This is a genomic window from Brevundimonas sp. (assembly GCF_046299535.1).
Classification (GTDB): domain Bacteria; phylum Pseudomonadota; class Alphaproteobacteria; order Caulobacterales; family Caulobacteraceae; genus Brevundimonas.
Map to the genome: position 1 here is coordinate 67,940 of NZ_JBKBIB010000005.1, position 22,810 is coordinate 90,749.

22 protein-coding genes are annotated in these 22,810 nt (G+C 67.7%); 17 read left to right on the top strand and 5 right to left on the bottom strand.

Going from position 1 to position 22,810, the window contains the following annotated elements:
- The first annotated feature begins 53 nt into the window (after nucleotides 1–53).
- On the top strand, nucleotides 54–959 hold the full coding sequence (locus ACK4FB_RS05350) for a cobalamin biosynthesis protein CbiG (RefSeq protein ID WP_409748753.1): 906 nt from the start codon (nucleotides 54–56) through the stop codon (nucleotides 957–959).
- A gap of 122 nt (nucleotides 960–1,081) precedes the next feature.
- Here ACK4FB_RS05350 and ACK4FB_RS05355 read toward each other — a convergent pair whose 3' ends face one another.
- Entirely contained in the window at nucleotides 1,082–2,431 is a 1,350-nt protein-coding gene (locus ACK4FB_RS05355) for an MATE family efflux transporter (RefSeq protein WP_409748756.1), read from the bottom strand.
- Nucleotides 2,432–2,580: 149 nt separating this feature from the next.
- Here ACK4FB_RS05355 and ACK4FB_RS05360 point away from each other — a divergent pair, with 149 nt between their 5' ends.
- The 3 genes from ACK4FB_RS05360 to ACK4FB_RS05370 all read left to right on the top strand — a co-directional run bounded on the left by ACK4FB_RS05360 (nucleotide 2,581) and on the right by ACK4FB_RS05370 (nucleotide 5,310).
- Nucleotides 2,581–3,021, top strand: coding sequence for a DUF2231 domain-containing protein (locus ACK4FB_RS05360; RefSeq protein ID WP_409748760.1), 441 nt, complete (start codon nucleotides 2,581–2,583; stop codon nucleotides 3,019–3,021).
- Complete coding sequence (locus tag ACK4FB_RS05365; RefSeq protein ID WP_409748763.1) at nucleotides 3,015–4,313, top strand: PQQ-dependent sugar dehydrogenase; 1,299 nt, start codon at nucleotides 3,015–3,017, stop codon at nucleotides 4,311–4,313. Before ACK4FB_RS05360 ends, ACK4FB_RS05365 begins: the two co-directional genes overlap by 7 nt.
- Before the next feature lie 94 nt (nucleotides 4,314–4,407).
- Nucleotides 4,408–5,310, top strand: a complete 903-nt coding sequence (locus tag ACK4FB_RS05370) for an alpha/beta hydrolase (RefSeq protein ID WP_409748765.1) — start codon at nucleotides 4,408–4,410, stop codon at nucleotides 5,308–5,310.
- Nucleotides 5,311–5,326: 16 nt separating this feature from the next.
- Here the strand turns inward: ACK4FB_RS05370 and ACK4FB_RS05375 are convergent, their stop codons facing one another.
- Nucleotides 5,327–6,319 (bottom strand): TerC family protein, encoded by a 993-nt coding sequence (locus ACK4FB_RS05375; protein ID WP_409748768.1) that lies wholly within the window; start codon nucleotides 6,317–6,319, stop codon nucleotides 5,327–5,329.
- 370 nt (nucleotides 6,320–6,689) lie between these two features.
- On the opposite strand from ACK4FB_RS05375, the gene rpsF reads away from it, so the two are divergent.
- The 13 genes from rpsF to ACK4FB_RS05440 all read left to right on the top strand — a co-directional run bounded on the left by rpsF (nucleotide 6,690) and on the right by ACK4FB_RS05440 (nucleotide 19,373).
- A complete protein-coding gene (rpsF, locus tag ACK4FB_RS05380; protein WP_409748771.1) occupies nucleotides 6,690–7,082 on the top strand; it encodes a 30S ribosomal protein S6 in 393 nt (130 codons plus the stop codon).
- An 11-nt stretch (nucleotides 7,083–7,093) separates the two neighbouring features.
- The gene (gene rpsR / locus ACK4FB_RS05385; RefSeq protein WP_021696526.1) at nucleotides 7,094–7,369 is read left to right on the top strand and encodes a 30S ribosomal protein S18; all 276 of its coding nucleotides are present in this window, start codon (nucleotides 7,094–7,096) and stop codon (nucleotides 7,367–7,369) included.
- The gene (gene rplI / locus ACK4FB_RS05390; protein ID WP_409748775.1) at nucleotides 7,370–7,957 is read left to right on the top strand and encodes a 50S ribosomal protein L9; all 588 of its coding nucleotides are present in this window, start codon (nucleotides 7,370–7,372) and stop codon (nucleotides 7,955–7,957) included. It begins immediately after the preceding gene.
- A 354-nt stretch (nucleotides 7,958–8,311) separates the two neighbouring features.
- Complete coding sequence (locus ACK4FB_RS05395) at nucleotides 8,312–10,726, top strand: TonB-dependent receptor plug domain-containing protein (protein ID WP_409748778.1); 2,415 nt, start codon at nucleotides 8,312–8,314, stop codon at nucleotides 10,724–10,726.
- 130 nt (nucleotides 10,727–10,856) lie between these two features.
- Nucleotides 10,857–11,240, top strand: coding sequence for a hypothetical protein (locus ACK4FB_RS05400; protein WP_409748781.1), 384 nt, complete (start codon nucleotides 10,857–10,859; stop codon nucleotides 11,238–11,240).
- A gap of 107 nt (nucleotides 11,241–11,347) precedes the next feature.
- Complete coding sequence (locus ACK4FB_RS05405; protein ID WP_409748784.1) at nucleotides 11,348–12,820, top strand: replicative DNA helicase; 1,473 nt, start codon at nucleotides 11,348–11,350, stop codon at nucleotides 12,818–12,820.
- A gap of 76 nt (nucleotides 12,821–12,896) precedes the next feature.
- Complete coding sequence (gene alr, locus ACK4FB_RS05410; protein ID WP_409748787.1) at nucleotides 12,897–13,934, top strand: alanine racemase; 1,038 nt, start codon at nucleotides 12,897–12,899, stop codon at nucleotides 13,932–13,934.
- Nucleotides 13,935–14,005: 71 nt separating this feature from the next.
- A complete protein-coding gene (gene radA, locus ACK4FB_RS05415) occupies nucleotides 14,006–15,373 on the top strand; it encodes a DNA repair protein RadA (RefSeq protein ID WP_409748790.1) in 1,368 nt (455 codons plus the stop codon).
- A gap of 32 nt (nucleotides 15,374–15,405) precedes the next feature.
- Nucleotides 15,406–15,996: a CvpA family protein gene (locus ACK4FB_RS05420; protein ID WP_409748793.1), complete on the top strand. Its 591-nt coding sequence runs from the start codon at nucleotides 15,406–15,408 to the stop codon at nucleotides 15,994–15,996.
- 33 nt (nucleotides 15,997–16,029) lie between these two features.
- A complete protein-coding gene (purF, locus tag ACK4FB_RS05425) occupies nucleotides 16,030–17,532 on the top strand; it encodes an amidophosphoribosyltransferase (RefSeq protein ID WP_409748796.1) in 1,503 nt (500 codons plus the stop codon).
- Nucleotides 17,533–17,538: 6 nt separating this feature from the next.
- Complete coding sequence (locus tag ACK4FB_RS05430) at nucleotides 17,539–17,883, top strand: VOC family protein (RefSeq protein WP_409748798.1); 345 nt, start codon at nucleotides 17,539–17,541, stop codon at nucleotides 17,881–17,883.
- A gap of 75 nt (nucleotides 17,884–17,958) precedes the next feature.
- Nucleotides 17,959–18,561 (top strand): hypothetical protein, encoded by a 603-nt coding sequence (locus ACK4FB_RS05435; RefSeq protein ID WP_409748801.1) that lies wholly within the window; start codon nucleotides 17,959–17,961, stop codon nucleotides 18,559–18,561.
- 53 nt (nucleotides 18,562–18,614) lie between these two features.
- Nucleotides 18,615–19,373 (top strand): SDR family NAD(P)-dependent oxidoreductase, encoded by a 759-nt coding sequence (locus ACK4FB_RS05440; RefSeq protein WP_409748804.1) that lies wholly within the window; start codon nucleotides 18,615–18,617, stop codon nucleotides 19,371–19,373.
- A gap of 3 nt (nucleotides 19,374–19,376) precedes the next feature.
- Here the strand turns inward: ACK4FB_RS05440 and ACK4FB_RS05445 are convergent, their stop codons facing one another.
- The 3 genes from ACK4FB_RS05445 to ACK4FB_RS05455 all read right to left on the bottom strand — a co-directional run bounded on the left by ACK4FB_RS05445 (nucleotide 19,377) and on the right by ACK4FB_RS05455 (nucleotide 22,807).
- Nucleotides 19,377–19,721, bottom strand: a complete 345-nt coding sequence (locus ACK4FB_RS05445) for a hypothetical protein (RefSeq protein WP_409748807.1) — start codon at nucleotides 19,719–19,721, stop codon at nucleotides 19,377–19,379.
- A gap of 63 nt (nucleotides 19,722–19,784) precedes the next feature.
- Nucleotides 19,785–21,401: a ribosome biogenesis GTPase Der gene (gene der / locus ACK4FB_RS05450; protein ID WP_409748810.1), complete on the bottom strand. Its 1,617-nt coding sequence runs from the start codon at nucleotides 21,399–21,401 to the stop codon at nucleotides 19,785–19,787.
- A 26-nt stretch (nucleotides 21,402–21,427) separates the two neighbouring features.
- A complete protein-coding gene (locus ACK4FB_RS05455) occupies nucleotides 21,428–22,807 on the bottom strand; it encodes a PQQ-binding-like beta-propeller repeat protein (protein WP_409748813.1) in 1,380 nt (459 codons plus the stop codon).
- Nucleotides 22,808–22,810: the final 3 nt, after the last annotated feature.

Consider the following 22,810-nt stretch of genomic DNA (forward strand, 5'->3'; position numbering starts at 1 on the left):
ACCACGAAGGGCTAGAAGCAGGCACGCCTTTTCCTACACCCGCGAGTTTCCCTGTGCCCCGCCTGTTCGACGCCTACGTCATCGCCAACTGGACCGCCGCCGAGGGCAAGAAACTGGGCGAGCAGTCGCTGTGGATCGCCGTCGCCAAGCGCGACGTACGCATGCGGCTGAAGGTCGAGACACACAACGCCGCAACCCGCGCCGAGGGTGAAAAGCTGCTGGCCGACATCCTCGCGGACCTGAACAAGCGCGGCGACCGGGCCCTGATCGGCCTGGACGCGCCGCTGGGCTTCCCCGTCGGCACGGCCGCGCGCCTGGACCTCAAGGATCAGAGCTGGTCCGGACTGTGGGCCTTCCTCGCCGACAATGTGCGGGACAAGGCCGACAACACCAACAACCGCTATCAGGTGGCGGCCAAGATGAACCGGCTGATGACCGACGAGGCGCGGCCGTTCTGGGGCGCTCCCGCCAGTCAGGCCCAGCGTTGGCTGACCACCACCAAGCCCGAGGGCGGCTATGGCGACATCCCCGAACTGCGCGCCACCGAGGTCGCCGCGAAACAGGGCAAGCTGCAGCCCAAGACGGTGTGGCAGATGCACGGCGCGGGTGCAGTCGGCGGCCACGCCCTGATCGGCGTTCCCACTGTCCGCCGCCTGGTCGAGCGGCTGGGCGCTGCGGCCGCCGTCTGGCCGTTCGGCACGGGCTGGCGCGCCCTGACGCCCGAGGACGTGGCGCCCCTGTCGGCGCTGGTGGTCGAGGTCTGGCCCGCCATGTTCGGCGGCGCGCCCGAGCCGGGCGAGTTCAAGAGCCAGGCCCAGGTCCGCGTCGCCGCCGAAACCTTCGCCCGCATGGACGAGAAAAACGAATTGGCCGCCGCCTTCGCCCCGCCGAAGGGCGCCTCGGATGACCTGATCCGTCAGGTGGAGACCGAGGAAGGCTGGATCCTCGGCGTCCGCTAGAGCCTGATCGGTTGAGGTGGAATCGCTTCGCGATTCCGCCGATGCCGTGAATCAGGCTCTCGCATTAAACTGGACCGAAATCTGAGCACAGTTGGACTGCTTCCAACTGAGCCGATTTCGGTCTAGGCGGGCAGCCGCCGGGCCACGCGCACGAACCGGCCGGTCAGCAGGGCCGCCGAGATCAGGCTGGCCACGATCACCCCCCAGACGATGCCGTCCACGCCCATGCCCATGGGGTGGGCGAACAGCCACGCCAGCGGCATCATCACCGCCCCGTAGCTGAACACATGCATGGCCGTGGGCCACCAAACGTCGCCAGCCGAGCGCAGGGCCTGAGCCGCCACGACCTGAACGCCGTCGGCCACGAAGAACAGGGTCGCCAGGATCAGGGCCGGGACCGCGAGGGCGACCAGCGCGGCATCGGTCGTGTAGATGCCGATGATCACCTCCGCGCCAGGCCACACCACAAGGGCGATGGCCAGCGCCAGCAGGGCCGTGACGCCAAGGCCCAGCACCCCCGCGCGGATCAGGCCGGCCCGATCGTTGGCGCCGTAGGCCCGGCTCACCAGCACCCCGGTCGCCGCCGACAGGCCCATGGGGTTCATGAACACGATGGCCGACAGGTTCAGCACGATAGCCCACGCCGCCACCTCGAGCCCGCCCAGCCAGCCGGCCACGATGCTCATGGCGGCGAACGCGCTGACCTCGATGAAGTAGGATGCGCCGGCGCCCACCCCCACCTTGTACTGCTCGCGCTCTGTCGCCCGGTCACGGCGAGGCTTTCGGAACACGCCCAGCGCCCGCGCCTCCGGCATGCGCGCGATATAGACCAGCAGGAACACCACCAGCATCAGCCGCGCGGCGAAGGTCGCCCAGCAGGCCGCCACCGCGCCGTCCACCGGCAGTCCCGACGTCCCCGGCACCAGCCACAGGTTCATCAGCAGGTTCAGCCCGTTGGCGATCCACATGGCCCACATGCCCGGCCGAGGTTTCGAGAGAGCCTCAAGGAACAGCTGGGCCGCCACCGAAATCAGGTAGAACGGCAGCGACAGGGCCAGCACCATAAGGGGCGCCGCCGCATCCCGCCCCAGTCCGTCCTCAAGCCCCACGCGCACCAGCGCCCACGGCCCCGCCAGGATCAGTGCAAGCGCCGAGATCAGGCCCAGTTGCACGGAATAGACCAGCCCGCGCCGGAACACCGCCCCTGCTTCCTCGCGCCGTCCCTGGCCGATCAGGCGCGCGGTCATCACCTGCATCCCCATCAGCAGGCCCACCGCCGTGGTCACGAACACCGACGAGGGCGCCCAGGCCAGAGAGTGCAGCGCCAGTTCGCGCGCCGCGTACTGGCCCACGACAATGGCGTCGGTCAGTCCCATGGTCATGATGCCCACGCGCGCCAGCACTACCGGCCAGGCCAGGGTCAGCAGCTCGCGCAGATCAGCGCGCGTTTCTGGGCGGAGGGCGGCGGTCATGGCAGAGGGCTCAGGCGACGGGGCGCGGAAACTGGAGCGACCCATCGGGTTTGGCAAGAGAACGCCTTCGCCCTGAATGAAACCGATCCCCTGTTCAGGGATTGGCTATGCGGACGCCAGGGCGCAGGCGTGGTTGCGGGAGCAAGGATATGATCGTCGGAACACGGGCCGAAGGCTCGGTGCTTTATCCATTGCACGCCATGCTGCTGGCCTTTCCCATTGCGCTCTTCAGCAGTGCGGCGGCCTTCGACGTCGCCTATCTGAACACCGCCGAGATGCAGTGGTCGAATTTCGCCGCCTGGATGCTGGCGGGGGCCCAGGTGTTCGGCGGTCTGCTTCTGGTCTGGGCCGTGATATCCGCCGTTCTGGCGCGGCGGCGCGGCGGCTTCATGCGCGCGCTCATCTATCTGGGCGTGCTGGCCGTCATGTGGGTCCTGGGTCTTGTAAACTCTTTCCACCATGCGCGGGACGCCTGGAGTTCCGTTGGCGCGACGGGCCTTATCCTCTCCATCCTTTGCGCCGTTCTGGCGATGATCGCGGGCTGGATCCTGCATTCTGACCGCATTTCAAGGGAGACGGCGTCATGGTGAGACGTTTCATGGGCGTGGCGGCAGCGGCCCTGATGCTGGCGGCGTGCGGAAGCGGGCACGACCCGGACCTTCAGGAAACGGGCGCCAACCCTGACATTCCCGAACTGGACCAGACCTTGCTGCCGCCCATGAATGTGGCGACACAGGCCGACTGGAATGGCGAACTTCCCACCGTACCCGATGGCTACGTGATCAGTGTCGTCGCCGATGATCTGATGATCCCGCGCCAGATGCTGATGCTCCCCAATGGCGATCTGCTGATCGCCGAAGGGTCGGGCGGCGGGGCGCCCGCCCTTCGGCCCAAGGATGTGATCGCCGGCTTCATCAAGGCCCGAGGTCGTTCCGACGTCGAGGGCGGCGACCGCATCACCCTTGTGCGCGACGCCAACGGCGACGGCGTGCCGGAACTGCGCACTGTGCTCATTGACGACCTGAACGCGCCCTACGGTCTGGCCTTCGTGGACGGCAATCTCTACGTGGCCAACCAGGACGCGGTCATGCGCTTTCCCTACGAGGAAGGTCAGACCGAAATCACCGCCCCGGGCGAGGAACTGACACGTCTGCCCGCCGAACTGAACCACCATTGGACCAAGGCCATGACCGCCAGCGCCGATGGCCGTTTCCTGTACGTGGGCATCGGCTCCAACAGCAATGCCGGCGAGCGCGGCATGGAGGTGGAGGAAGAGCGCGCCGTGGTCTGGGAGATCGACCGCGAAACCGGCGCCCGACGCACCATCGCCACCGGCATCCGCAATCCCACCGCCCTGGCCATCGAACCGGACACCAGCGCGTTGTGGGCCGTGGTCAACGAACGGGACGAGATCGGAGACATGCTGGTCCCCGACTATCTGACCCAGGTCCAGGACGGGGCCTTCTACGGATGGCCGTACAGCTACTGGGGCGGCAACGTGGATCCACGCCCCCGGCCCCAACAGCCGGACCTGGTGGCGCGCGCGGTCACGCCCGATTACGCCTTGGGCAATCACGTCGCCGCTCTTGGCCTGAATTTCGTCACCGAAGGCGGTTTTGGCGGCCAGTTCTCGAACGGCGCCTTCATTGGCGAACACGGCAGCTGGAACCGCCGCGATCCTTCCGGCTACAAGGTTTCGTGGGTGCCCTTCGCCAACGGTCGCCCTTCAGGGCCGCCGGTGGACTTCGTCACCGGGTTTCTCAATGACCGCGGCGAAGCCCGGGGCCGCCCCGTCGGCGTCCTGTTCGATCCCCGCACGCGCGCCTTGTTCATCGCCGACGACATGGCCAATGTGGTCTGGCGCGTGGTGCCGACACAGTGAGACCGGGCCGAGGGCCACTTCACAAATAGTCCGACAATTGACTTTCCGGCGCCGGGCGATCAACGTCTGATCAAACTCGCCGGGGAGGGCGATCATGGTCCGGACGCTGCTGCTCTTGCTTCTGGCCGCTTTCGCGGCGACTTCCCCCGTCATGGCGCAGCAGGCGCCCATGACGCCCCTGGCGGCGCCGGCGGAGCCGAACGCCATCCCCCTCGACACGGGCGGCGTTGAGGGCTCGGACGCCGACGAGAGCTGGTTCAGCCAGTGGGGCGACACCTTCGTCCGCAACGTCACCTTGGCCACCCTGACCCCGGTCCTTCCCGAGCCGGGCACAGCGAACGGCGCGGCGGTGATCGTGGCCCCCGGCGGCGGGTTCATGTTCCTGTCCATGAGCAACGAGGGCTGGGAGGTGGCGCAGGCCTTGGCCGATCAGGGCGTGGCCGCCTTCGTCCTGAAGTACCGGGTCCAGCCGACGCCCACGGATCTGGGCGAATTCGAGCAAGCCGTGACCGCCATGTTCGCCGGCGCGCGCAGGCCGCCCCCCGGGGGCTTTTCATTGGCGGACCAGGTGGAGGACGCCACGGCGGCCTTCGCCCTTGTCCGCTCGCGGGCCGACGAATGGGGCGTCGACCCCGACCGCATCGGCATGGTCGGCTTTTCGGCCGGGGCCGGAACGACCCTGGCGACCACGCTCACGGCCCCGGAGACGCGCCCCGCCTTCATCGCCCCGATCTACGGCGCCATGACCGCCGTCGACGTCCCGGAAGACGCGCCGCCCATGTTCGTGGTCCTGGCGGCCGACGACCCCCTGTTCGCCCACAGCGGGTTCGGGCTGGTGGAGTCATGGCGCGCCGCGGGACGCCCGGTCGAATTCCACCTGTATCAGAACGGCGGGCACGGCTTCGGCCTGGGGAATCCCGGCAAGACCAGCCTGGGCTGGTTCGATCTGTTCATGCGCTGGCTGGAGCTGAACGACTTCCTGCAGCCCGGGTCCTGAGTTTTCCCGCCGCCGATCACGCCGAAGGCGTCGGCGTCGCATCGCCGCGCGTCTTCCAGAGGGACCAGACCACGCCCGCCGCCAGGATCATCGCCGTAATCGCCAGCGACCACTCGGGTGGGATCTTGCCCAGACCCAGCAGGTCGGCCGCGAACACCTTGCCGCCGATGAACACCAGCAGCACCGCAAGCGCCTGTTTCAGATAGGCGAAGCGGTGGATCACCGCCGCCAGGGCGAAATACAGCGCGCGCAGGCCCAGGATGGCGAAAATGTTGGAGGTGTAGACGATGTACGGATCGGTCGTGATGGCGAAGATGGCCGGCACCGAGTCCACCGCGAAGATCACGTCGGCGATCTCGATCATCACCAGCGCCAGAAACAGCGGCGTGGCCCACAGGACCATGCGGCCCCTTGAGTTGGGCTGGCGAACGAAAAACCTCTGGCCGTGCAACTGGTCGGTCACCCTCATATGGCGCCGCATCCATTTCACCAGCGGGTTCTGGCCGATATCCGTGTGTCCGTCCCCGGCGAAGAACATCTTCACCCCGGTCAGGATGAGGAAAGCGGCGAAGATGTAGAGCACCCAGCCGTACTGGCTGACGAGGGCCGCGCCCGCGCCGATCATGATGGCGCGCAGGACGATCACCCCCAGGATGCCCCAGAACAGCACCCGGTGCTGCAGGGCGCGCGGAATGGCGAAATAGCCGAAGATCAGGGCGATGACGAAGACGTTGTCCATCGCCAGGCTCTTCTCGATGGCGAAGCCGGTCAGGTACTCCACACCCGACTGCTGACCCAGGGCCCACCACACCCAGCCTCCGAAGATAAGGGCGACGACGATGTACATGCTGGACAGCAGCAGGCTCTCGCGCACGCCGATTTCATGCTGATCCCGGTGCAGCACACCCAGATCCAGCACCAGCAGCGCCAGCACCACGCCCATGAAGGCCGCCCACATCCATGCGGGCTTGCCGAGCCATTCGACGGCGAAAAACGTTACAAGATCCATCAGGACTCCCCTGCCTCAGGGAGCGATCCTCGGCGCACATAAAGGGGATCGACCGGAATAGCCGTGGCGCACCGAGCTCGCTCGATGCGGTCCGACATCACGTCTGCCATCAGACGCCAGAGGGGCCCGGCCCGCAGGCGGGCTGATAGTCGAAACCGCCCCGGCGATCAAGACGGCGGGTCAGGCCCGTTCACGCGCCTTGCCACCTTCCCGCTTTTCCCCTATACGCCGCCGCTTTCCAGGGCTTCGGTCCTGGCGTGGAATTCCAAAGGGTTCGGGAAGTCATTCCGGCCGCCGCGTCAGGATCCATCGTGGGATTGGACTTTAACCCGGTCCGCCTGCGCCGGCGCCCATCAAGGGAGACGACTGCATGGCTCTTTACGAGCACACGGTCATGTCGCGCCAGGACATCAGCGCGCAACAGGCCGAACAACTCAACGACACCATCAAGGCTCTGATCGAGGAAGCCGGCGGCACCGTCGCCAAGATCGAGTACTGGGGTCTGAGAAACCTGACCTACCGGGTCAAGAAGAACCGCAAGGCGCACTATTCGCTGCTCGCCGTCGACGCGCCCCCGGCCGCCATGGCCGAGGTCGAGCGTCAGCTGTCCATCAACGAGGACGTGCTGCGCTGGCTGACCGTCCGCGTGGAAGAGCTGGACCTGGAGCTGTCGCCCCTGCTGGCCCGCCGCGAGCGCGAGCGCGAGCGTTCCACGCCGCGTTCCGATGACAACGCCGCCCCCGCGCCCGCCGCGGCTGAATAAGGAACCGGATCATGACCGATACGACTGCTCCCTCCCCGGGCGCTCCGGCCGGCTCCGGCCCCGCCCGTCGCCCCTTCAATCGTCGCCGCAAGGTCTGCCCGTTCTCGGGCGATAACGCGCCGAAGATCGACTACAAGGACGTGAAGCTGCTGCAGCGTTACGTCTCCGAACGCGGCAAGATCGTGCCCTCGCGCATCACCGCCGTCTCTCAGAAGAAGCAGCGCGAACTGGCCAAGGCCATCAAGCGCGCCCGCTATCTGGCCCTCCTGCCCTACGTGGTGAAGTAAATGAAGGTCGTTCTGCTTGAACGCGTCGAGAACCTCGGCGCCATCGGCGACGTCGTCACCGTCAAGGACGGCTTCGCCCGCAACTTCCTGCTGCCCCGCGACAAGGCGCGCCGGGCCACGGAAGCCAACCTGAAGGCCTTCGAGGTCGAACGCGCCGCCATCGAGGCCCGCAACGACAAGAACAAGGCCGAGGCCCAGAAGATCGCTGACAAGATCGACGGTCAGACCTATGTCATGATCCGCCAGGCGGGTGAGACGGGCCAGCTCTACGGCTCGGTCGCCGGTCGCGACGTGGCCGAGACGGTCCAGGCTTCGGGATCGAAGATCGAGAAGTCGCAGGTCGTCCTGCACATCCCGATCAAGACCCTGGGCGTCCACGAGGTGCAGGTCCGCCTGCACGCCGAGGTCCGCGCCACGGTCAAGATCAACGTGGCCCGCTCGGCCGACGAAGCCGAGCGTCAGGCCAAGGGCGAGGACGTGATCGCCAGCCAGTTCGATGACGAGCGTCAGGCCGCCAGCGAACAGGCCCGGGATCTGCTGGACGGCGGCGCCGGCCAGCACGAGGTCTCCTACGTCGAAGAGGTCTGATCCTCTTTCCTTTTGGAAGAGATAGATTTTCTTTAAAGGGCGCTGGGAAACCAGCGCCCTTTTCTTTTGCATCCTGCAATCGATGCAGAATTTCCATCGGCCGCCTTTAGAAAATGTCGTCGGCCGCAGACTTGCGCCGATTGCGCCATATTTCAATATCGCAGGGTGCGGGCGGCAATGACGTCGGGCCGCCTGGAAACAAAGCGATGCCTTCACGCCGCCAACATCGCCGATGTCGAGGTCTGCTGACCATTCGGGCCTGACGCCCGCTTCATCCTTAGAAAATCCAGTAAACGCGGCTCGCATGCATGGGCCGCGATCCCTTTCGCACGCCAGATATCGAGAGAAGAGATCATGACCCGCACCCTGCGAAACGTCCTGACCGTTTCCGCATCCACCGCTGCCCTGTTCGCCCTCGCGCCGCAGGCGGAGGCCCGGACCCAGCAGCCCCCCACCTCCGAAGTCACCGCCCTGGACGAGATCATCGTCACCGGGACCCGGGTCCAGGGCCGCTCGCGCTTCGAGACCCTCGCGCCTGTCGACGTTGTGACCACAGAGACCCTTCAACAGCGCGGCACCACCGAGTTCGCCGCCGCTCTCGCCCAGACCGTTCCCGCCCTCAGTTTCCCGCGACCGTCCGTGACCGACGGCACGGATTCCATTCGCCCCGCCACCTTGCGCGGCCTGTCGCCGGACCAGACCCTGGTTCTGGTCAACGGGGTGCGCCGCCACGCTTCGGCGCTGGTCAACGTCAACGGTTCGGTCGGCCGGGGCTCGGCGGCGGTGGACCTGAATGCCATCCCATCCACCGCGCTCGACCGGGTCGAGGTGCTGCGCGACGGCGCCTCGGCGCAATATGGATCCGACGCCATCGCCGGCGTGGTGAACCTGCGCCTGCGCGAGGCCGCCTCGGGCGGCGGCGCCAGCGTGACCTACGGGCAGTACTTCACAACGGTCGAGACCGCCCGGGGCGAGCGCGACGAGGAGGACGGCCAGACCGTCACCGTGTCGGGCTGGCAGGGCCTGCCGCTTGGAGACGGCTATCTGACGATTTCGGCCGAATATCTTCAGCGCGACCCCACCAACCGCTCCGATTTCGACCCAAACCCCAGCGTCGTCCCGCCGGGCAGCGTGACCGCGCGCCTGGGTGATCCCGAGGTCGAGCAATGGACGGTCTTCGCCAACGCCGGCGTGCCGCTCAGCGCCGGGTGGGAGGCCTATGGCTGGGCCGGCTATCAGGACCGCGAAAGCGAATCCGCCGCCTTTCCGCGCCGCCCGGACAATGTGAACAGCGTGCCCGCGATCTATCCCAATGGCTTTCTGCCAAAGATCGGAGTGAATTCAGAAGACGTATCCGTCGCCGGCGGCGTGCGGGGCGAACTGGCCGGCTGGAACGCCGACTTCCGGGTCGCCTATGGCCGCAATGATCTCTCATTCCGCACGGAAGACAGCCTCAACTCCACATATGGCGCGGCATCACCCACCAGCTTCGATTCCGGCGGCCTGATCTACGGCCAGTTGGTCTACGGCGCCGAGTTCAGCCGGGGATTCGACGTGGGCCGGATCGATCCCCTGACCCTGAGCTGGGGGCTGGAAGGCCGCCGGGAAACCTATGAAATCATCGCGGGACAGCCGGAATCCTACAACCGGGGTCCGTTGGGCGGGAACACCAGCTTGGCCAGCGGCGCCCAGGGTTTCCCCGGCTTCCAGCCGTCCAACGAGGTGGATGTGGACCGGGACGCCTTCGCCGCCTTCGTGGAGGCGGACATTCCCCTGACAGACAGATGGCGCCTCGCCGGCGCCGTCCGGGCCGAGGACTACTCCGACTTCGGCGGTGTCTTCACCGGCAAGCTTTCGACCCGCTACGAGTTGACCCCGGACTTCGCCCTGCGCGCCACGGTGTCCAGCGGCTTCCGCGCGCCGTCCCTGCAACAGCAGTATTTCACCTCGACCGCCTCGGTGATCCAGGACGGCAACATCGTCGAAACCGGCACCTTCCCCGCCTCCAGCCCAATCGCCCAGGCCCTCGGGGCCCGCGACCTGGAGCCCGAAAAAGCGCTCAACCTGACGGCCGGGCTGGTCTGGCGCGCCGGGAACTTCGACCTTTCGGTGGATGCCTACCGGATCGAGATCGACAACCAGATCGCCCTGTCTGAATTGATCAACCGCAGCTTCAGCCCGCAGGTGGCGGCCCTGCTCGATCCGTTCGGCGTCCAGGCCGCCCGCTTCTTCCTGAACGGCGTGGACACGGTGACCGAGGGGGTTGACGTGGTGGCGCGCTACCGTCTGCCGACAGAGGCGGCGGGCGACTTCGATTTCACCTTGGCGGCCAATTTCAACGACACCGAGGTGACGGCGCTGCCGGATTCGTCCTCCGTCCTTGATCCTGTGCCGGTGCTGTTCAGCCGCAGCCGCGTCGAGAGCATCCAGCAGGGCACGCCGGACAGCAAGATCGTCTTCTCCACCAACTGGAGCCTGAACCAGTGGGGCGCCACAGCGCGGGCCGCCTACTACAGCGATGTCGTCCAGCCCTCGAACACCCCGGCCAACGATCTGCATACGGGGGACAACACCATCGTGGACATTGAGGGACGCTATCGCTTCACCGACCGGGTGGCGCTGGCGATCGGGGTCGACAACGTCTTTGACCAGTATCCCGACTTCGTCCCTGCGGCGCTGAACAGCAGCGGCGTGCTGGGCTTCCCGTTCTACTCCCCGTTCGGCTTCAACGGGCGCTACGCCTATGCCCGTCTGTCCCTGAACTGGTGACCCCGTCTCCCTGCCTTCCCACAGGGGTTAACCAGGGGCCAGGCCAGAACGAAAAAGCGGCGCGGAGAGCCTTCTCCGCGCCGCTTTATTCGGCCTATGCTCAGGCGTCGCCATTCAGGGAGCAGGCTAAATGAGCCGGACCGTCCTCGCCTTCGCCGCCGCCTTCGCCGTCAGCCTCGCCGCCCTGCCCGCCCTCGCCCAGGACGGGCGCATGACGGTGGCAACCTTCCTTGAGACCGCAAACGGCATCCCGCGCAATCCCACCGCCATGCTGCGGGCGGACACCCGCCGGTTGATGGGCGAGATCCGGACCGCCACCCGGACCGTCCGCTCCGAGCAGGACGCCGCCCGGGCCGCCGGACGCGCCCCGCGGACCTGCATGCCGGAACGCGTCAGCATGAGCGCCGACGGCCTGCTGGCCCGGTTCAACGCCATCCCCGCGGGTCGTCGCAACATCACCGTGACCCAGGCCGTTCGCGAGTGGATGGCCGAGGAACACCCCTGCCCGGCCTGACGGCAAAGACGAAATCCGGGCCGTCCACAGGCGGGCCGGACTCATCCCCGGTCTTATGGACGTCCGCCCCTGACGCAGGGAAGTGCGACGGCTAGACCCGTCAGTCCATGAACGCGCTCAACCCCATCTCCTCCGACGCCCGGCCCATTGCCGCCCTGCCCCACAATCTGGAGGCGGAGCAGGCGCTGCTGGGTTCGCTGATGTTCGACAATGCGGTGTTCGAGCGCCTGTCGGACAGGCTGCGCGGCGCCCATTTCTACGAGCCGTTCCATCAGCGTCTGTTCGACGCCATTGAGGATCACGTGCGTCAGGGCATGCTGGCCGAACCGACCATCCTGATGGAGCGGTTCAAGGCCGATCCGGCGTTCCAGGAATTCGGAGGGCTGCGCTATCTGGCCGATCTGGTGGACCGGGCCCCGCCGGGCGCCAACGCCCCCGACTATGCACGGCTGGTCTATGATCTGGCCCTGCGCCGCGACCTGATCCGCATCGGCGGCGACATCATCAAGGAGGCCCCGGATCCCGAGACCGCGGCCCTCGAACAGATCGAACAGGCCGAACAGTCGCTCTACAACCTGGCCGAGACGGGCCAGCCCTCGTCCGGCTTCGTCAGCTTCGGCCATGCCCTGGCCGGCGCGGTGGAGATGGCCAGCGAGGCCTATCAGCGGGACGGCAAGCTGGCGGGGCTGGCCACCCATCTGGACGATCTGGACCAGAAGCTGGGCGGCCTGCACCCTTCCGACCTGCTGATCCTCGCGGGCCGCCCGTCCATGGGCAAGACAGCCCTGGCCACCAACATCGCCTTCAACGTAGCCCGCAACTACCGCTGGGAGCCCACGCCGGAGGGCCGCAAGACGGTCGAGGGCGGGGTCGTCGCCTTCTACTCGCTGGAAATGAGCGCCGAGCAGCTGGCCATGCGGATCCTGGCCGACGCCTCCGGCGTGTCTTCCGACCGCCTGAGAAAGGGCGAGATCGACGCCTCGGACTTCGGCCGCATCCGCGACGCCGCCGCCGAGATCGGCGAGGCGCCCCTTTACATCGACGCCACCGGCGGCCTGTCCCTGTCCAAGCTGGCGGCCCGCGCGCGGCGCCTGAAGCGCATGGAGCACGGTCTGGATCTGATCGTCGTCGACTACCTGCAGCTGATCACCGTCGGCGAAGGCAACGGCCAGAAGAACCGGGTGCAGGAGGTCTCCGAGATCACCGGCGGGCTGAAGGCCCTGGCCAAGGAGCTGTCGGTGCCGATCCTCGCCCTGTCCCAGCTGTCGCGTCAGGTGGAGCAGCGCGAGGACAAGCGGCCCCAGCTGTCCGACCTGCGCGAATCCGGCTCCATCGAGCAGGACGCCGACGCCGTCATGTTCGTCTATCGCGAAAGCTACTACCTGGGCCGCACCGAGCCGCGCGAAGGCACCGAAGAGCACCTGAAGTGGCAGGAGGACATGGATCGCCTGCGCCACCAAGCCGAGGTGGTCATCGGCAAGCAGCGCCACGGCCCCATCGGCATCGTCAAACTGTCCTTCGACGAGGACACCACCCGCTTCGGCAACCTGGCCCAGCCGGGCCGCTACGAGTCGCACTAGGGCGTCTCTGAAATAAAATCAGGGCAAACGACAGACTCCCCCTTCAAACGCAGGATTCTTGCGTCATAAGGGGCGGATGCCCTCCCCCGCCTCCCTGACCGTCGACCTGAATGCTCTCGCGCACAATTTTCATGCGCTGGAGGCCATCTCAGGCGCGCCTGTCCACCCGGTGGTCAAGGCCGACAGCTATGGCCTCGGCGCGGCGCCCGTGGCCGGCCGCCTGATGGCGGAGGGGGCGCGCACCTTCTTCGTGGCCCGGGCGGCCGAGGGCGTGGCCCTGCGCGCGGCGCTGGGGCCCGAGCCCGTGATTTATGTCCTGGACGGCTGTCACGGAGACGTGGCGGCCGAGTTGAAGGCCGCGGACCTGCGGCCCATCCTGAACCAGCCCCTCCAGCTCGCGGCGTGGCGCGCGGCGGGCGGCGGCGCCTGCGGCCTGCAGATCGACACCGGCATGAGCCGTCTGGGTTTCCGTCCCGAGGACGCCCCGGAACCCTTCGAGGGGCTGGATCTGGTCATGAGCCACCTGGCCTGCGCCGACGCCCCCGCCGACTCCATGAACCGCAACCAGCGCGACGATTTCGCAGCCGTCAGCGCCCGATACCCCGGCGCCGTCCGCTCGTTCGCCAACTCCGGCGGCTGCTTCATGGGCGCGGACTTCGCCTTCGACGCCGTGCGGCCGGGCATCTGCCTGTACGGCGGCGGCCCCGAGGGGCGGCCCGACGAGCGCATCAAGGCCGTGGCGACCCTGACCGCCGAGGTGGTGCAGGTGCGCCCTGTACCCAAGGGCGACACCGTCGGCTATTCCGCCGGCTGGACCGCGCCGCGCGACAGCACCATCGCCATCGTCGCGGCCGGCTACGCCGACGGCGTGCTGCGGTCCTACTCGCCCCGGGGCAAGGTCTGGCTGGCGGGCGCCCTGCACCCCATCGTCGGGCGTGTGTCCATGGACGTCATCGCCGTGGACGTGACGGACGGGGATGTCGCTGTCGGCGACCTGTGCGAGATCTACGGCCCTAACCGCAACATCGACGATCAGGCCACGGCAGCGGGCACCATCGCCTATGAGTTGCTGACGTCCATCACGCCCCGCGTGCCGAGGGTCTACGTCGGGTAGATACGTCAACATCGGACGCACCCCTCGCGGCGTCCCCTGTCTCCTTCCGCAATTCCTGCTAGACCCGGCCCATGGCCAGGGACGGTGCGATCTATGTGTGTCAGTCGTGCGGGGCGGTCCACGGCAAGTGGTCCGGCCAGTGCGGCGCGTGCGGTCAGTGGAACTGCATCGTCGAGGAGAGCCAGTCGGCCCCGCCCGGCGCGCTGAAGCCCGCCTCCACCGCCCGCGGGCGCGGCGTGGTGTTCGAGACCCTGCAGTCCGACACCCCCGAACCGCCGCGCATCATCACCGGGGTCGGCGAGTTCGACCGGGTCTGCGGCGGCGGCGTGGTGCCGGGCTCGGCCATCCTGCTGGGGGGCGACCCCGGCGTGGGCAAGTCCACCCTGCTGCTGGAGGTCACGGCCAAAGCGGCCCTGGGCGGCGCCCGCGTGGCCTATATCTCGGGCGAGGAGGCGGTTGAGCAAATCCGCGCCCGCGCCCGGCGCATGGGCTTCGCCGAAGCCCCGGTGAACCTGGCTTCGGCCACGGCGCTGCGCGAGATCGTCTCGACGCTGAAGCGCGACAAGTTCGACATCGTCATCATCGATTCCATCCAGACCCTGTGGTCCGACGCCCATGAGGCGGGACCGGGCTCGGTCACCCAGGTGCGCGCCTGCGCCGGCGAACTGGTGCGGCTGGCCAAGGCGTCGGGAATGGCCGTGGTGCTGGTGGGCCATGTCACCAAGGACGGCCAGATCGCCGGGCCCCGCGTGGTGGAGCACATGGTGGACGCGGTCCTGAGCTTCGAGGGCGAGCGCGGCTATCCGTTCCGCATCCTGCGGGCGGGCAAGAACCGGTTCGGCGCCACCGACGAGATCGGCGTGTTCGAGATGACCGACGCGGGCCTGTCCGAGGTGTCCAATCCCTCCGCCCTGTTCCTGGGCGAAGGCGGCGAGCGCGCGGCGGGCGCGGCGGTGTTCGCCGGCATCGAGGGCTCGCGTCCCGTGCTTGTGGAGTTTCAGGCCCTGGTGGCGCCCAGCGCCTACGGCACCCCGCGCCGGGCGGTAGTGGGATGGGATTCCGGACGGCTGGCCATGCTGCTGGCGGTGCTGGAGGCGCGCTGCGGCATCGGCTTCGGCGACCGGGATGTCTATCTGAACGTGGCCGGCGGCCTGCGGGTCTCGGAGCCGGCGGCGGATCTGGCGGCGGCGGCGGCGCTGATCTCTTCGGCCGTGGACGTGCCCCTGCCCCAGCGGGCCGTGGTGTTCGGCGAAATCAGCCTGTCGGGCGAGGTGCGCGCCGTGGGCCGGGCCGAGGTGCGCCTGCGCGAGGCGGCCAAGCTGGGCTTCGATCAGGCCATCGCCCCCGAAAGCGCGGCGAACGGCGGAAAGAATGTTAAGGTCATGGGGCTATCTCGACTCGCAGAGGCGGTCGAGCGTATCTCGCAAAGCGCCTTCTGACCTTCTCCGCCGTCCAGGGACCCCCGCAGACCGTGACTGGCTACGACCTGTTCGCCATTGTCATCATCCTGGCCTCCGCCGGGGCCGGCTGGATTCGCGGCGGTCTGCGTGAGTTGATCACCCTGGCCGCCTTTGCTGTGGCCGCGATCCTTTCCCTGCTCGCCCTGCCCCTGTCCGGCCCGGTGGGCCGCGCGATCATCGATCCCGACTGGGCCGGGTCCATCGCGGCGGCGATCGTGGTGTTCCTCATCATCTATTTCGGCATTCGCATCACCGGCGCGATCCTGAGCCGCCGCCTGCGCGAGCACAAACAACTGGGCGGCGTCGACCGCTTCCTGGGCGTAGGCGTGGGCGCGGTGCGGGCGCTGGTCCTGCTGGGCGCCATCCATCTGGTGTTCCACGCCGCCACCCCGGCCGAGCGCACGCCCGACTGGTTCCGCGACGCCGCCGTCTTCCCGCTGGGCCACGCCTCGGCCCGGATGATCCAGACTGTCCTGCCCGCCCTGGGCCGGGGCGCCGACGCCCTTTCACCGGTCATCGGATCGTCCGTGCGCGACGGTTTTTCCGCTGATGACACAGCCACGCCCCAATCCGACGCTAGCGCGGCGCCGGACTCACCCTAAGTAAGCTTCCCGCCTTCATCGGAGCCCCCCACGATGAGCCGCCACCAGATCAACGACGTCGTCGTCCACCGTGAACACTGGCGGGACGTCGATGACGACCGCCCCCGTCTGGAGTGCGGGGTCTGCGGCGTCTGGGGGGTGCAGGACGCCTCGGCCGTTGTGGCGCTGGGCCTGCACGCCCTGCAACACCGGGGCCAGGAAGCCTGCGGCATCGCCTCGGTCACCAAGACCCGGTTTCACACCGAGCGGCACATGGGTCTGGTGGGCGACGCCTTTTCCGGCGCCGATCTGGTCACCCGCATGCCCGGTCGGGCGGCGGTGGGTCACACGCGCTACTCCACCGCGGGCGGCAGTTTCCTGCGCAATATCCAGCCCATGTTCGCGGATCTGGATTCCGGCGGCATTGCCATCGCCCACAACGGCAATCTGACCAACTTCCTGGCCCTGCGGAACGAGCTGGTGGACCAGGGCTCGATCTTCCAGTCCACCTCGGACTCCGAGGTCATCCTGCACCTGATCGCCCGGTCGCGGAAATCGCGGATTGTGGACCGCTTCATCGACGCCATGATGCAGATCGAGGGCGGTTACGCCCTCGTCGCCCAGACGAAAAAGAAGATGATCGGCGCCCGCGACCCCCTGGGCATCCGCCCGCTGGTGCTGGGCCAGCTGGGCGACGCCTGGGTGCTGGCGTCCGAGACCTGCGCCCTGGACATGATCGGCGCCACCTTCGTGCGGGACGTGGAGAACGGCGAGGTCGTGGTCATCGACGAGGACGGCCTGCGTTCCATCAAGCCCTTCCCGGACAAGGTCGCCCGGCCCTGCCTGTTCGAGTACGTCTATTTCTCGCGGCCCGACAGCGTGGTGAACGGCAAGGCGGTCTATGAAGTCCGCAAGGCCATGGGCGCCCAGCTGTCGCGCGAACATGGCGTCGAGGCTGACGTGGTGGTGCCGGTGCCGGACTCCGGCGTCCCCGCGGCCCTCGGCTACGCCCAGGAAAGCGGCATTCCCTTCGAAATGGGCATCATCCGCAGCCACTATCTGGGCCGCACCTTCATCCAGCCCAGCCAGGGCGTGCGCGAACTGGGCGTGCGCATGAAGCACAGCCCCAATCGCGGGGTTCTGGCGGGCAAGCGGGTCGTTCTGATCGACGACTCCATCGTGCGCGGCACCACCTCAGTGAAGCTGGTCCGCGCCGTCCGCGCGGCCGGCGCAAAGGAAGTCCACCTGCGGTCCGCCAGCCCCCCCATCATGTGGCCGGACTTCTACGGCATCGACATGCCCGAACGCTCGCAGCTGATGGCCGCCAATCTGTCGCTGGAAGAGATGCGCGCGAGGCTGGAGGTGGACAGCTTGGGCTTCCTGTCGGTCGACGGGCTTTACCAAGCCATGGGCGCCGGCCCACGCGATCCCGTCAATCCCCAGTTCACGGATCACTATTTCACGGGCGACTACCCCACCCGGCTGCTGGACCGCGAGATTGAGGAAAATGGCCGGGAGGTCTCGACAAGGCAACTTTCCCTGCTCGTCAGCGCTTAAGGGCGCATGAGCACCGAACTCGGCTACTTCACAATCGACACCCCCGACATCGACAGGGCGCGCGCGTTTTACGGCGCCCTGTTCGGCTGGACCTTCGATGAGGCGTCCTCGCACGAGACCTACGCCCATGTGGCCGATGCGGGCGTCCCGTTCGGCTTCGTAAAGGGCGAGCGCCGGGACTTTTCCCACCTCTATTTTCAGGTTGAGGACATCGACGCGGTTTGCGCCCGGGTCACCGACCTCGGAGGACAGTGCGCTGTTCCAGCGGATAGCCGTTCCGGCAAGTCGGTCACCGCCAGCGATGACCAGGGCGTCAGCTTCGGTCTGTGGCAACCTGCGGCGGATCTTTAGCCCTCTGGACAGATTCTTATTTGTCTGAGTTAATCGCCTTACCCTGACGCCCCATGACCAGGGAGGGAGGAACTCATGGCCAGATTCGCATGGGTCGCCACGGCGGTGGCCCTCGTCTCTTTGTTTGCGTCCTTCGCCTCCGCCCGGGCCGGCGGCCAGGACGACATCCTCGATCAGGTGATCAACAGCCCGCCGGTGCAGTCCTGGCAGGTGACCGGCCTTCGCGCCACGCCCCGGCCGGTGCGGGCTGAGGGCGTCGTCGGCGATCAGGCGATCCGTGTGGCTGTCCCCAGCCCCGGCGCCAACCCGTGGGACATCGCGGGCCAGATGCCCATCGCGGGCCAGATCAACCAGGGCGACACCATCCTGCTGGCTGTATGGGCGCGGACGCACACCCCGCCCGAAGGCGAACGGTTCGCCGTGATCTCCGGCATCCGGGTCCAGCAAAGCGCCGCGCCCTATACGGCCATCGCCGAGGATTCAGCCGTGATCCCGTCCGAATGGACCATGGTCTACGCCTCCGGCGTGGCGCAACGAGATTATCCCGGCGGTTCGACCAACGTCTCGGTTCATCTGGCCGGCGCAGCCCAGACCATCGAGCTGGGGCCGGCCTTCGTGCTCAATCTGGGACAGGACTACGACGCCGCCCTGCTGCCCCGGAATGCCACGCCGGAGTAGAACTGCGCGCTCCGCCTCTTTCACCACGGGGCCCGCGCGCGTAAGCAGGCGCCATGACGGATCAGCTTCCCCTGAAAGACCGCGTCGCCCTCGTGGTCGGCGCTTCGCGCGGCATCGGATACGAAAGCGCCATCGCCCTGGCCAAGGCCGGTGCGCATGTGATCGCCACGGCGCGCACCGAGGGCGGGCTCGAGGAACTGGACGACGCGATCTTCGCCGCCACAGGACAGCACGCTACCCTGATCCCCTTCGATCTGGTGGACGGCGGCGCCATCGACCGCATGGGCGGCGCCCTGTTCGAACGCTTCGGCAAGCTGGACATCTGGGTCCATGCGGCCGCCACCATGGGGCCCGAAGGCCTGGTGCCCGTCAGCCATGCCGATCCGCGTCAGTTCGCCAAGATCGAGAAGGTGAACTTCACCGCCGTCTATCGCCTGATCCGCTCTCTTGAGCCTTTGCTGCGCGCCTCGGATGCGGGCCGGGCCGTCTATCTGACGTCGTCCCTGGCCTGGAAGCCGCGCGCCTTCTGGGGCGCCTATGCGGCCACCAAGGCGGCGGGGCAGAACTTGGTCCAGTGCTGGGCCGACGAGATCGAATCCACCAACATCCGTGTCACTGTCCTCGACCCCGGCCGGATGCAGACCCGCCTGCGGGCCCAGGCCTATCCGGGCGAGGATCCCTCCACCCTGCCCCACCCGTCCGAAATCGCGCCATTGCTGGTGGACCTGTGCCGCCCCGACCGCGAACCGCCCACGGGCATCGTCTCGTTCCGCGACTGGAAAGACGGCCCGCCGGTGTCGGCGCTGGTCTGAGTTCTAACCGACGATAAGGGCTTGGGGCGCCACACGCCGCTGTTCGCACTGCGTATAGGTGCTCGCTGCGGTCAGGTAGTCGTTGAGGCGGGAAATGTAAGCGTTGATCTCCGCCACATACCCGTTGAACGCCACGTCATACGCGTCGATTTCCGCGTTGTAGGCGTTGATGATCCGGTTGGAGCAGGTGTGCCGGTTGGTTCTCTCGTTCACGCACGACGGAACTGGAGGCCGCGTCGGCGCCGCGATGAAAAGCCTCTCGGGAAGCGTGGGGCTGACACAATCCGGCGGCCCGTCAGCGGGCTGCAGCATCAGCAATGCGGCGATGATGATGACCGGATCCGACATGGTTCCTCCCCGAGACAGGACCGCGATTTCGCAGCATGGCGGCCGTCTTGTCCAGAGCCGGGATCAGCGTTTCGGCTTCGACGGCGCGCCCGTGCGGATGCGGCCCGAGCGGGACACCTGACGGGCGCCGCCGCGCGCGCGCTTGCCGGGAATCGACGCGGCCTTGGCCTTGGACGCGGCGCGCTGCTTGGCCTTGAGCACCGTGGGCCTGGGCGGGGCGGCCTTCTTGGCCGGCGCATTGCCGGGCAGCCCCTTGGCGGTCGCCTTCGCCTCCTCGGCCTTCTGGGCCTTGGTCACGCGACGCGGCGCCGTCTTGGCCTCGCCCTTGGGCCGGGTCGGTCCGCCAGAGCCGTCCACGAACGGATTGGCCCCAGACTTGGCGGTCAGCCGCATGGGCGTGCCCGGCAGGTCGAAGCTCTCGCGCAGGCTGTTGATCAGGTAGCGCTTGTACTGCTCCGGCATCTGCGACGCGCGGTTGGCGAACATCACGAAGGTCGGCGGGCGCGCCTTGGTCTGGGCGATGTACTTCGGCTTGATGCGGCGGCCGTCCACGGCGGGCGGCGGGTGACGCTGCACGGCCAGGGCCAGCCAGTCGTTCAGGTCCCGCGTCTTGACCTTCACCGACCAGGTGTCGTGCGCCTTCAGGATGGCGGGCATCAGCCGCTCGACCCCGCGCCCGTTGTGCGCCGACAGGGCAACGAACGGCGCCCCCTTCAGCTGGGGCAGCATGCGGTCGGCGGTTTCCTTCAGCGAAGCCATGCGGGACTGGGGCTCTTCCTCCAGATCCCATTTGGAGATCACATAGATAAGCGCCCGCCCCTCGCGCTCGACCAGATCGGCCAGCTGCAGGTCCTGGGTGTCGAAGGCGTTGTCCCGGTCCATGACCAGAACCACCACCTCGGCGAAGGTGATGGCCCGGATGGTGTCGGCCACCGACAGCTTCTCGAGCTTCTCCTGAACCCGCGCCTTGCGCCGCATGCCGGCGGTGTCCACCAGGCGGATATTCCGGCCTTCATAGGTCCAGTCCACCGAGATGGAGTCCCGGGTGATCCCCGCCTCCGGCCCCGTCAGCAGGCGGTCCTCGCCCAGCAGCCGGTTGATCAGGGTGGACTTGCCCGCGTTGGGGCGGCCGATGATGGCCACGCGAACGGGTTTGTCGGCCTCTTCCTGCTCCGCGATCTCGATGTCGCGGCTGGCCTTGACCACGGCGGCGTACAGGTCGGCCATGCCCTCGCCATGCTCGGCCGAGATGGCCACGGGCTCGCCGAAGCCCAGCCCGTGGGCCTCGCCCACGCCGCCGCCGCTCTCGCGGCTTTCCGACTTGTTGGCCAGCAGAATCACCGGCGTCTCGTGACGCCTCAGATGGTCGGCGAAGATGCGGTCCAGTGCGGTGACCCCCTCCCGCGCGTCCATCATGAACAGGATCAACTGGGCGTCATCCAGCGCCGCCTCGGTCTGTTCGCGCATGCGCGATTCCAGACTGTCGTCGCTGACGTCCTCATAACCCGCCGTGTCGATCAGGGTCAGGTCGATGTCGCCGATGTTGCCGTCGGCGTAGCGACGGTCGCGCGTGACCCCCGGCCGGTCATCGACGAGCGCGAGTCTTTTGCCCACCAGTCTGTTGAACAGGGTGGACTTGCCCACATTGGGGCGACCGACGATGGCGACCTTGAGGGCCATGGGAACGTTATAGGCCCTTTTTCAGGTCAGCGAATGCTGACCAGCTGACCGTTGTCGGTCACGACGTAGAGAGCGCCGTTGTAGGCGATGGGGGCGATGAAGGCCGGCGCGCCGAGATTCAGGCTGGCGACCTCCTGGCCCGTCTTGTGGTCATAGGCCACGGCCTGACCGTCGGAGTTGACGAGGATCAGTCGGTTCGAGGCCAGGAGCGGGCCGCTCCAAACCGGGCGCACCGTGCGCTTGCCGACGCCGAAGAACCAGCCGCCCTGGGTGCGCGTGCGCCCCTCGTTGATGTCGCGGATCCAGTAAACCTGACCGTTCTGGCGATTGATCACCGTTAGTTCGCCGCTCTTTGAAACGGCGTAGACCACGTCGCCCGCCACCCACGGCGCGTTCATGCCGGCCAGCGGCAACTGCCAGGCCGGTTGGCCCGACCGCACATCCATGGCGCTGATCAGACCCGAATGGCTGACCGCATAGACGACGCCGCGGCTGACGGCGGGACGGCCCGCGATGTCGCGGATTTCAGACAGGGCGCTGGTGCGGCTGGTTCGCGACAGAACCTGGGTCCACAACTCCTGCCCGTTGGTGGCGCGCAGGGCGACGATCTCGCCCGAAGAGAAGGGCGCGATCACCGTGTCGCCCGTGACCGCCGGGCTGGACGCCCGCATCAGGCGCGCCGGTTCCGAAATGGCCTGATAGGACCAGGCCAGGGAGCCTGTGGCCGCGTCCAGAGCCAGAATCTGGTTGTCCACATCCACGGCGAACACCCGTCCGCCCGCCACGGTGGGCGCGCCATGGATGGGGGCGTCGAACCGGGTGGTCCATTCCACCGCCCCGGTGCGTGCATTCAGAGCCGAGGCCAGACGGTAACCCGAGGTGACATAGACACGCTCGCCGGACACGGCGACGCCGCCGCCATAGGCGCGGTCACGCCCCTCCGGACGCAGGTTGGTCTGCCAGAGAATCTGGCCCGTGTCGGCGTCCACGGCGCTGACGCGCGCCTCTCCGTCCATCACATAGATGCGGCCGTCGGCCGCCACGGGCGTGGCGGTGACCTGGGTGGAGCGTGATCCGCCCTCGCCGATGTTGCGTCGCCACGCCACCGTGAAATTCGGCGCCGCGATCACATGCTCCAGCGACTGCTCAAGATTGCCGCCGGGAACGGGCCAGGCGGTGATGGCCTGGGGGCCCGGAACAAAGAAGTCGCGGCCGGCCAGGTCCGTGCTCGGCGTCAACTGCTGCTCGAACTCGAGGATCGAGATGCGCTCGCCCGCGGAAGCGACCGAGCCCGGAGCGTCGTCGCCGCCGAACGGCCAGATCCTGCGCGCGGTGGAACAGGACGCCACCGCGACGGCCAGGCCGCAGATCAGGGCGATCTTCAGGGGTTTGGACATGGAGCGCATGCG

Excerpts from the sequence above, each read along its gene's own strand:
- rpsR (WP_021696526.1), top strand. The coding sequence starts at position 7,094 with ATGACCGATACGACTGCTCCCTCCCCGGGCGCTCCGGCCGGCTCCGGC.
- ACK4FB_RS05365 (WP_409748763.1), top strand. The coding sequence starts at position 3,015 with ATGGTGAGACGTTTCATGGGCGTGGCGGCAGCGGCCCTGATGCTGGCG.
- ACK4FB_RS05435 (WP_409748801.1), top strand. The coding sequence starts at position 17,959 with ATGGCCAGATTCGCATGGGTCGCCACGGCGGTGGCCCTCGTCTCTTTG.
- radA (WP_409748790.1), top strand. The coding sequence starts at position 14,006 with ATGGCCAGGGACGGTGCGATCTATGTGTGTCAGTCGTGCGGGGCGGTC.
- ACK4FB_RS05445 (WP_409748807.1), bottom strand. The coding sequence starts at position 19,721 with ATGTCGGATCCGGTCATCATCATCGCCGCATTGCTGATGCTGCAGCCC.
- alr (WP_409748787.1), top strand. The coding sequence starts at position 12,897 with ATGCCCTCCCCCGCCTCCCTGACCGTCGACCTGAATGCTCTCGCGCAC.
- rplI (WP_409748775.1), top strand. The coding sequence starts at position 7,370 with ATGAAGGTCGTTCTGCTTGAACGCGTCGAGAACCTCGGCGCCATCGGC.
- ACK4FB_RS05360 (WP_409748760.1), top strand. The coding sequence starts at position 2,581 with ATGATCGTCGGAACACGGGCCGAAGGCTCGGTGCTTTATCCATTGCAC.
- ACK4FB_RS05375 (WP_409748768.1), bottom strand. The coding sequence starts at position 6,319 with ATGGATCTTGTAACGTTTTTCGCCGTCGAATGGCTCGGCAAGCCCGCA.
- ACK4FB_RS05355 (WP_409748756.1), bottom strand. The coding sequence starts at position 2,431 with ATGACCGCCGCCCTCCGCCCAGAAACGCGCGCTGATCTGCGCGAGCTG.
- ACK4FB_RS05395 (WP_409748778.1), top strand. The coding sequence starts at position 8,312 with ATGACCCGCACCCTGCGAAACGTCCTGACCGTTTCCGCATCCACCGCT.
- rpsF (WP_409748771.1), top strand. The coding sequence starts at position 6,690 with ATGGCTCTTTACGAGCACACGGTCATGTCGCGCCAGGACATCAGCGCG.
- ACK4FB_RS05455 (WP_409748813.1), bottom strand. The coding sequence starts at position 22,807 with ATGCGCTCCATGTCCAAACCCCTGAAGATCGCCCTGATCTGCGGCCTG.
- ACK4FB_RS05430 (WP_409748798.1), top strand. The coding sequence starts at position 17,539 with ATGAGCACCGAACTCGGCTACTTCACAATCGACACCCCCGACATCGAC.
- purF (WP_409748796.1), top strand. The coding sequence starts at position 16,030 with ATGAGCCGCCACCAGATCAACGACGTCGTCGTCCACCGTGAACACTGG.
- der (WP_409748810.1), bottom strand. The coding sequence starts at position 21,401 with ATGGCCCTCAAGGTCGCCATCGTCGGTCGCCCCAATGTGGGCAAGTCC.
- ACK4FB_RS05400 (WP_409748781.1), top strand. The coding sequence starts at position 10,857 with ATGAGCCGGACCGTCCTCGCCTTCGCCGCCGCCTTCGCCGTCAGCCTC.
- ACK4FB_RS05440 (WP_409748804.1), top strand. The coding sequence starts at position 18,615 with ATGACGGATCAGCTTCCCCTGAAAGACCGCGTCGCCCTCGTGGTCGGC.
- ACK4FB_RS05405 (WP_409748784.1), top strand. The coding sequence starts at position 11,348 with ATGAACGCGCTCAACCCCATCTCCTCCGACGCCCGGCCCATTGCCGCC.
- ACK4FB_RS05370 (WP_409748765.1), top strand. The coding sequence starts at position 4,408 with ATGGTCCGGACGCTGCTGCTCTTGCTTCTGGCCGCTTTCGCGGCGACT.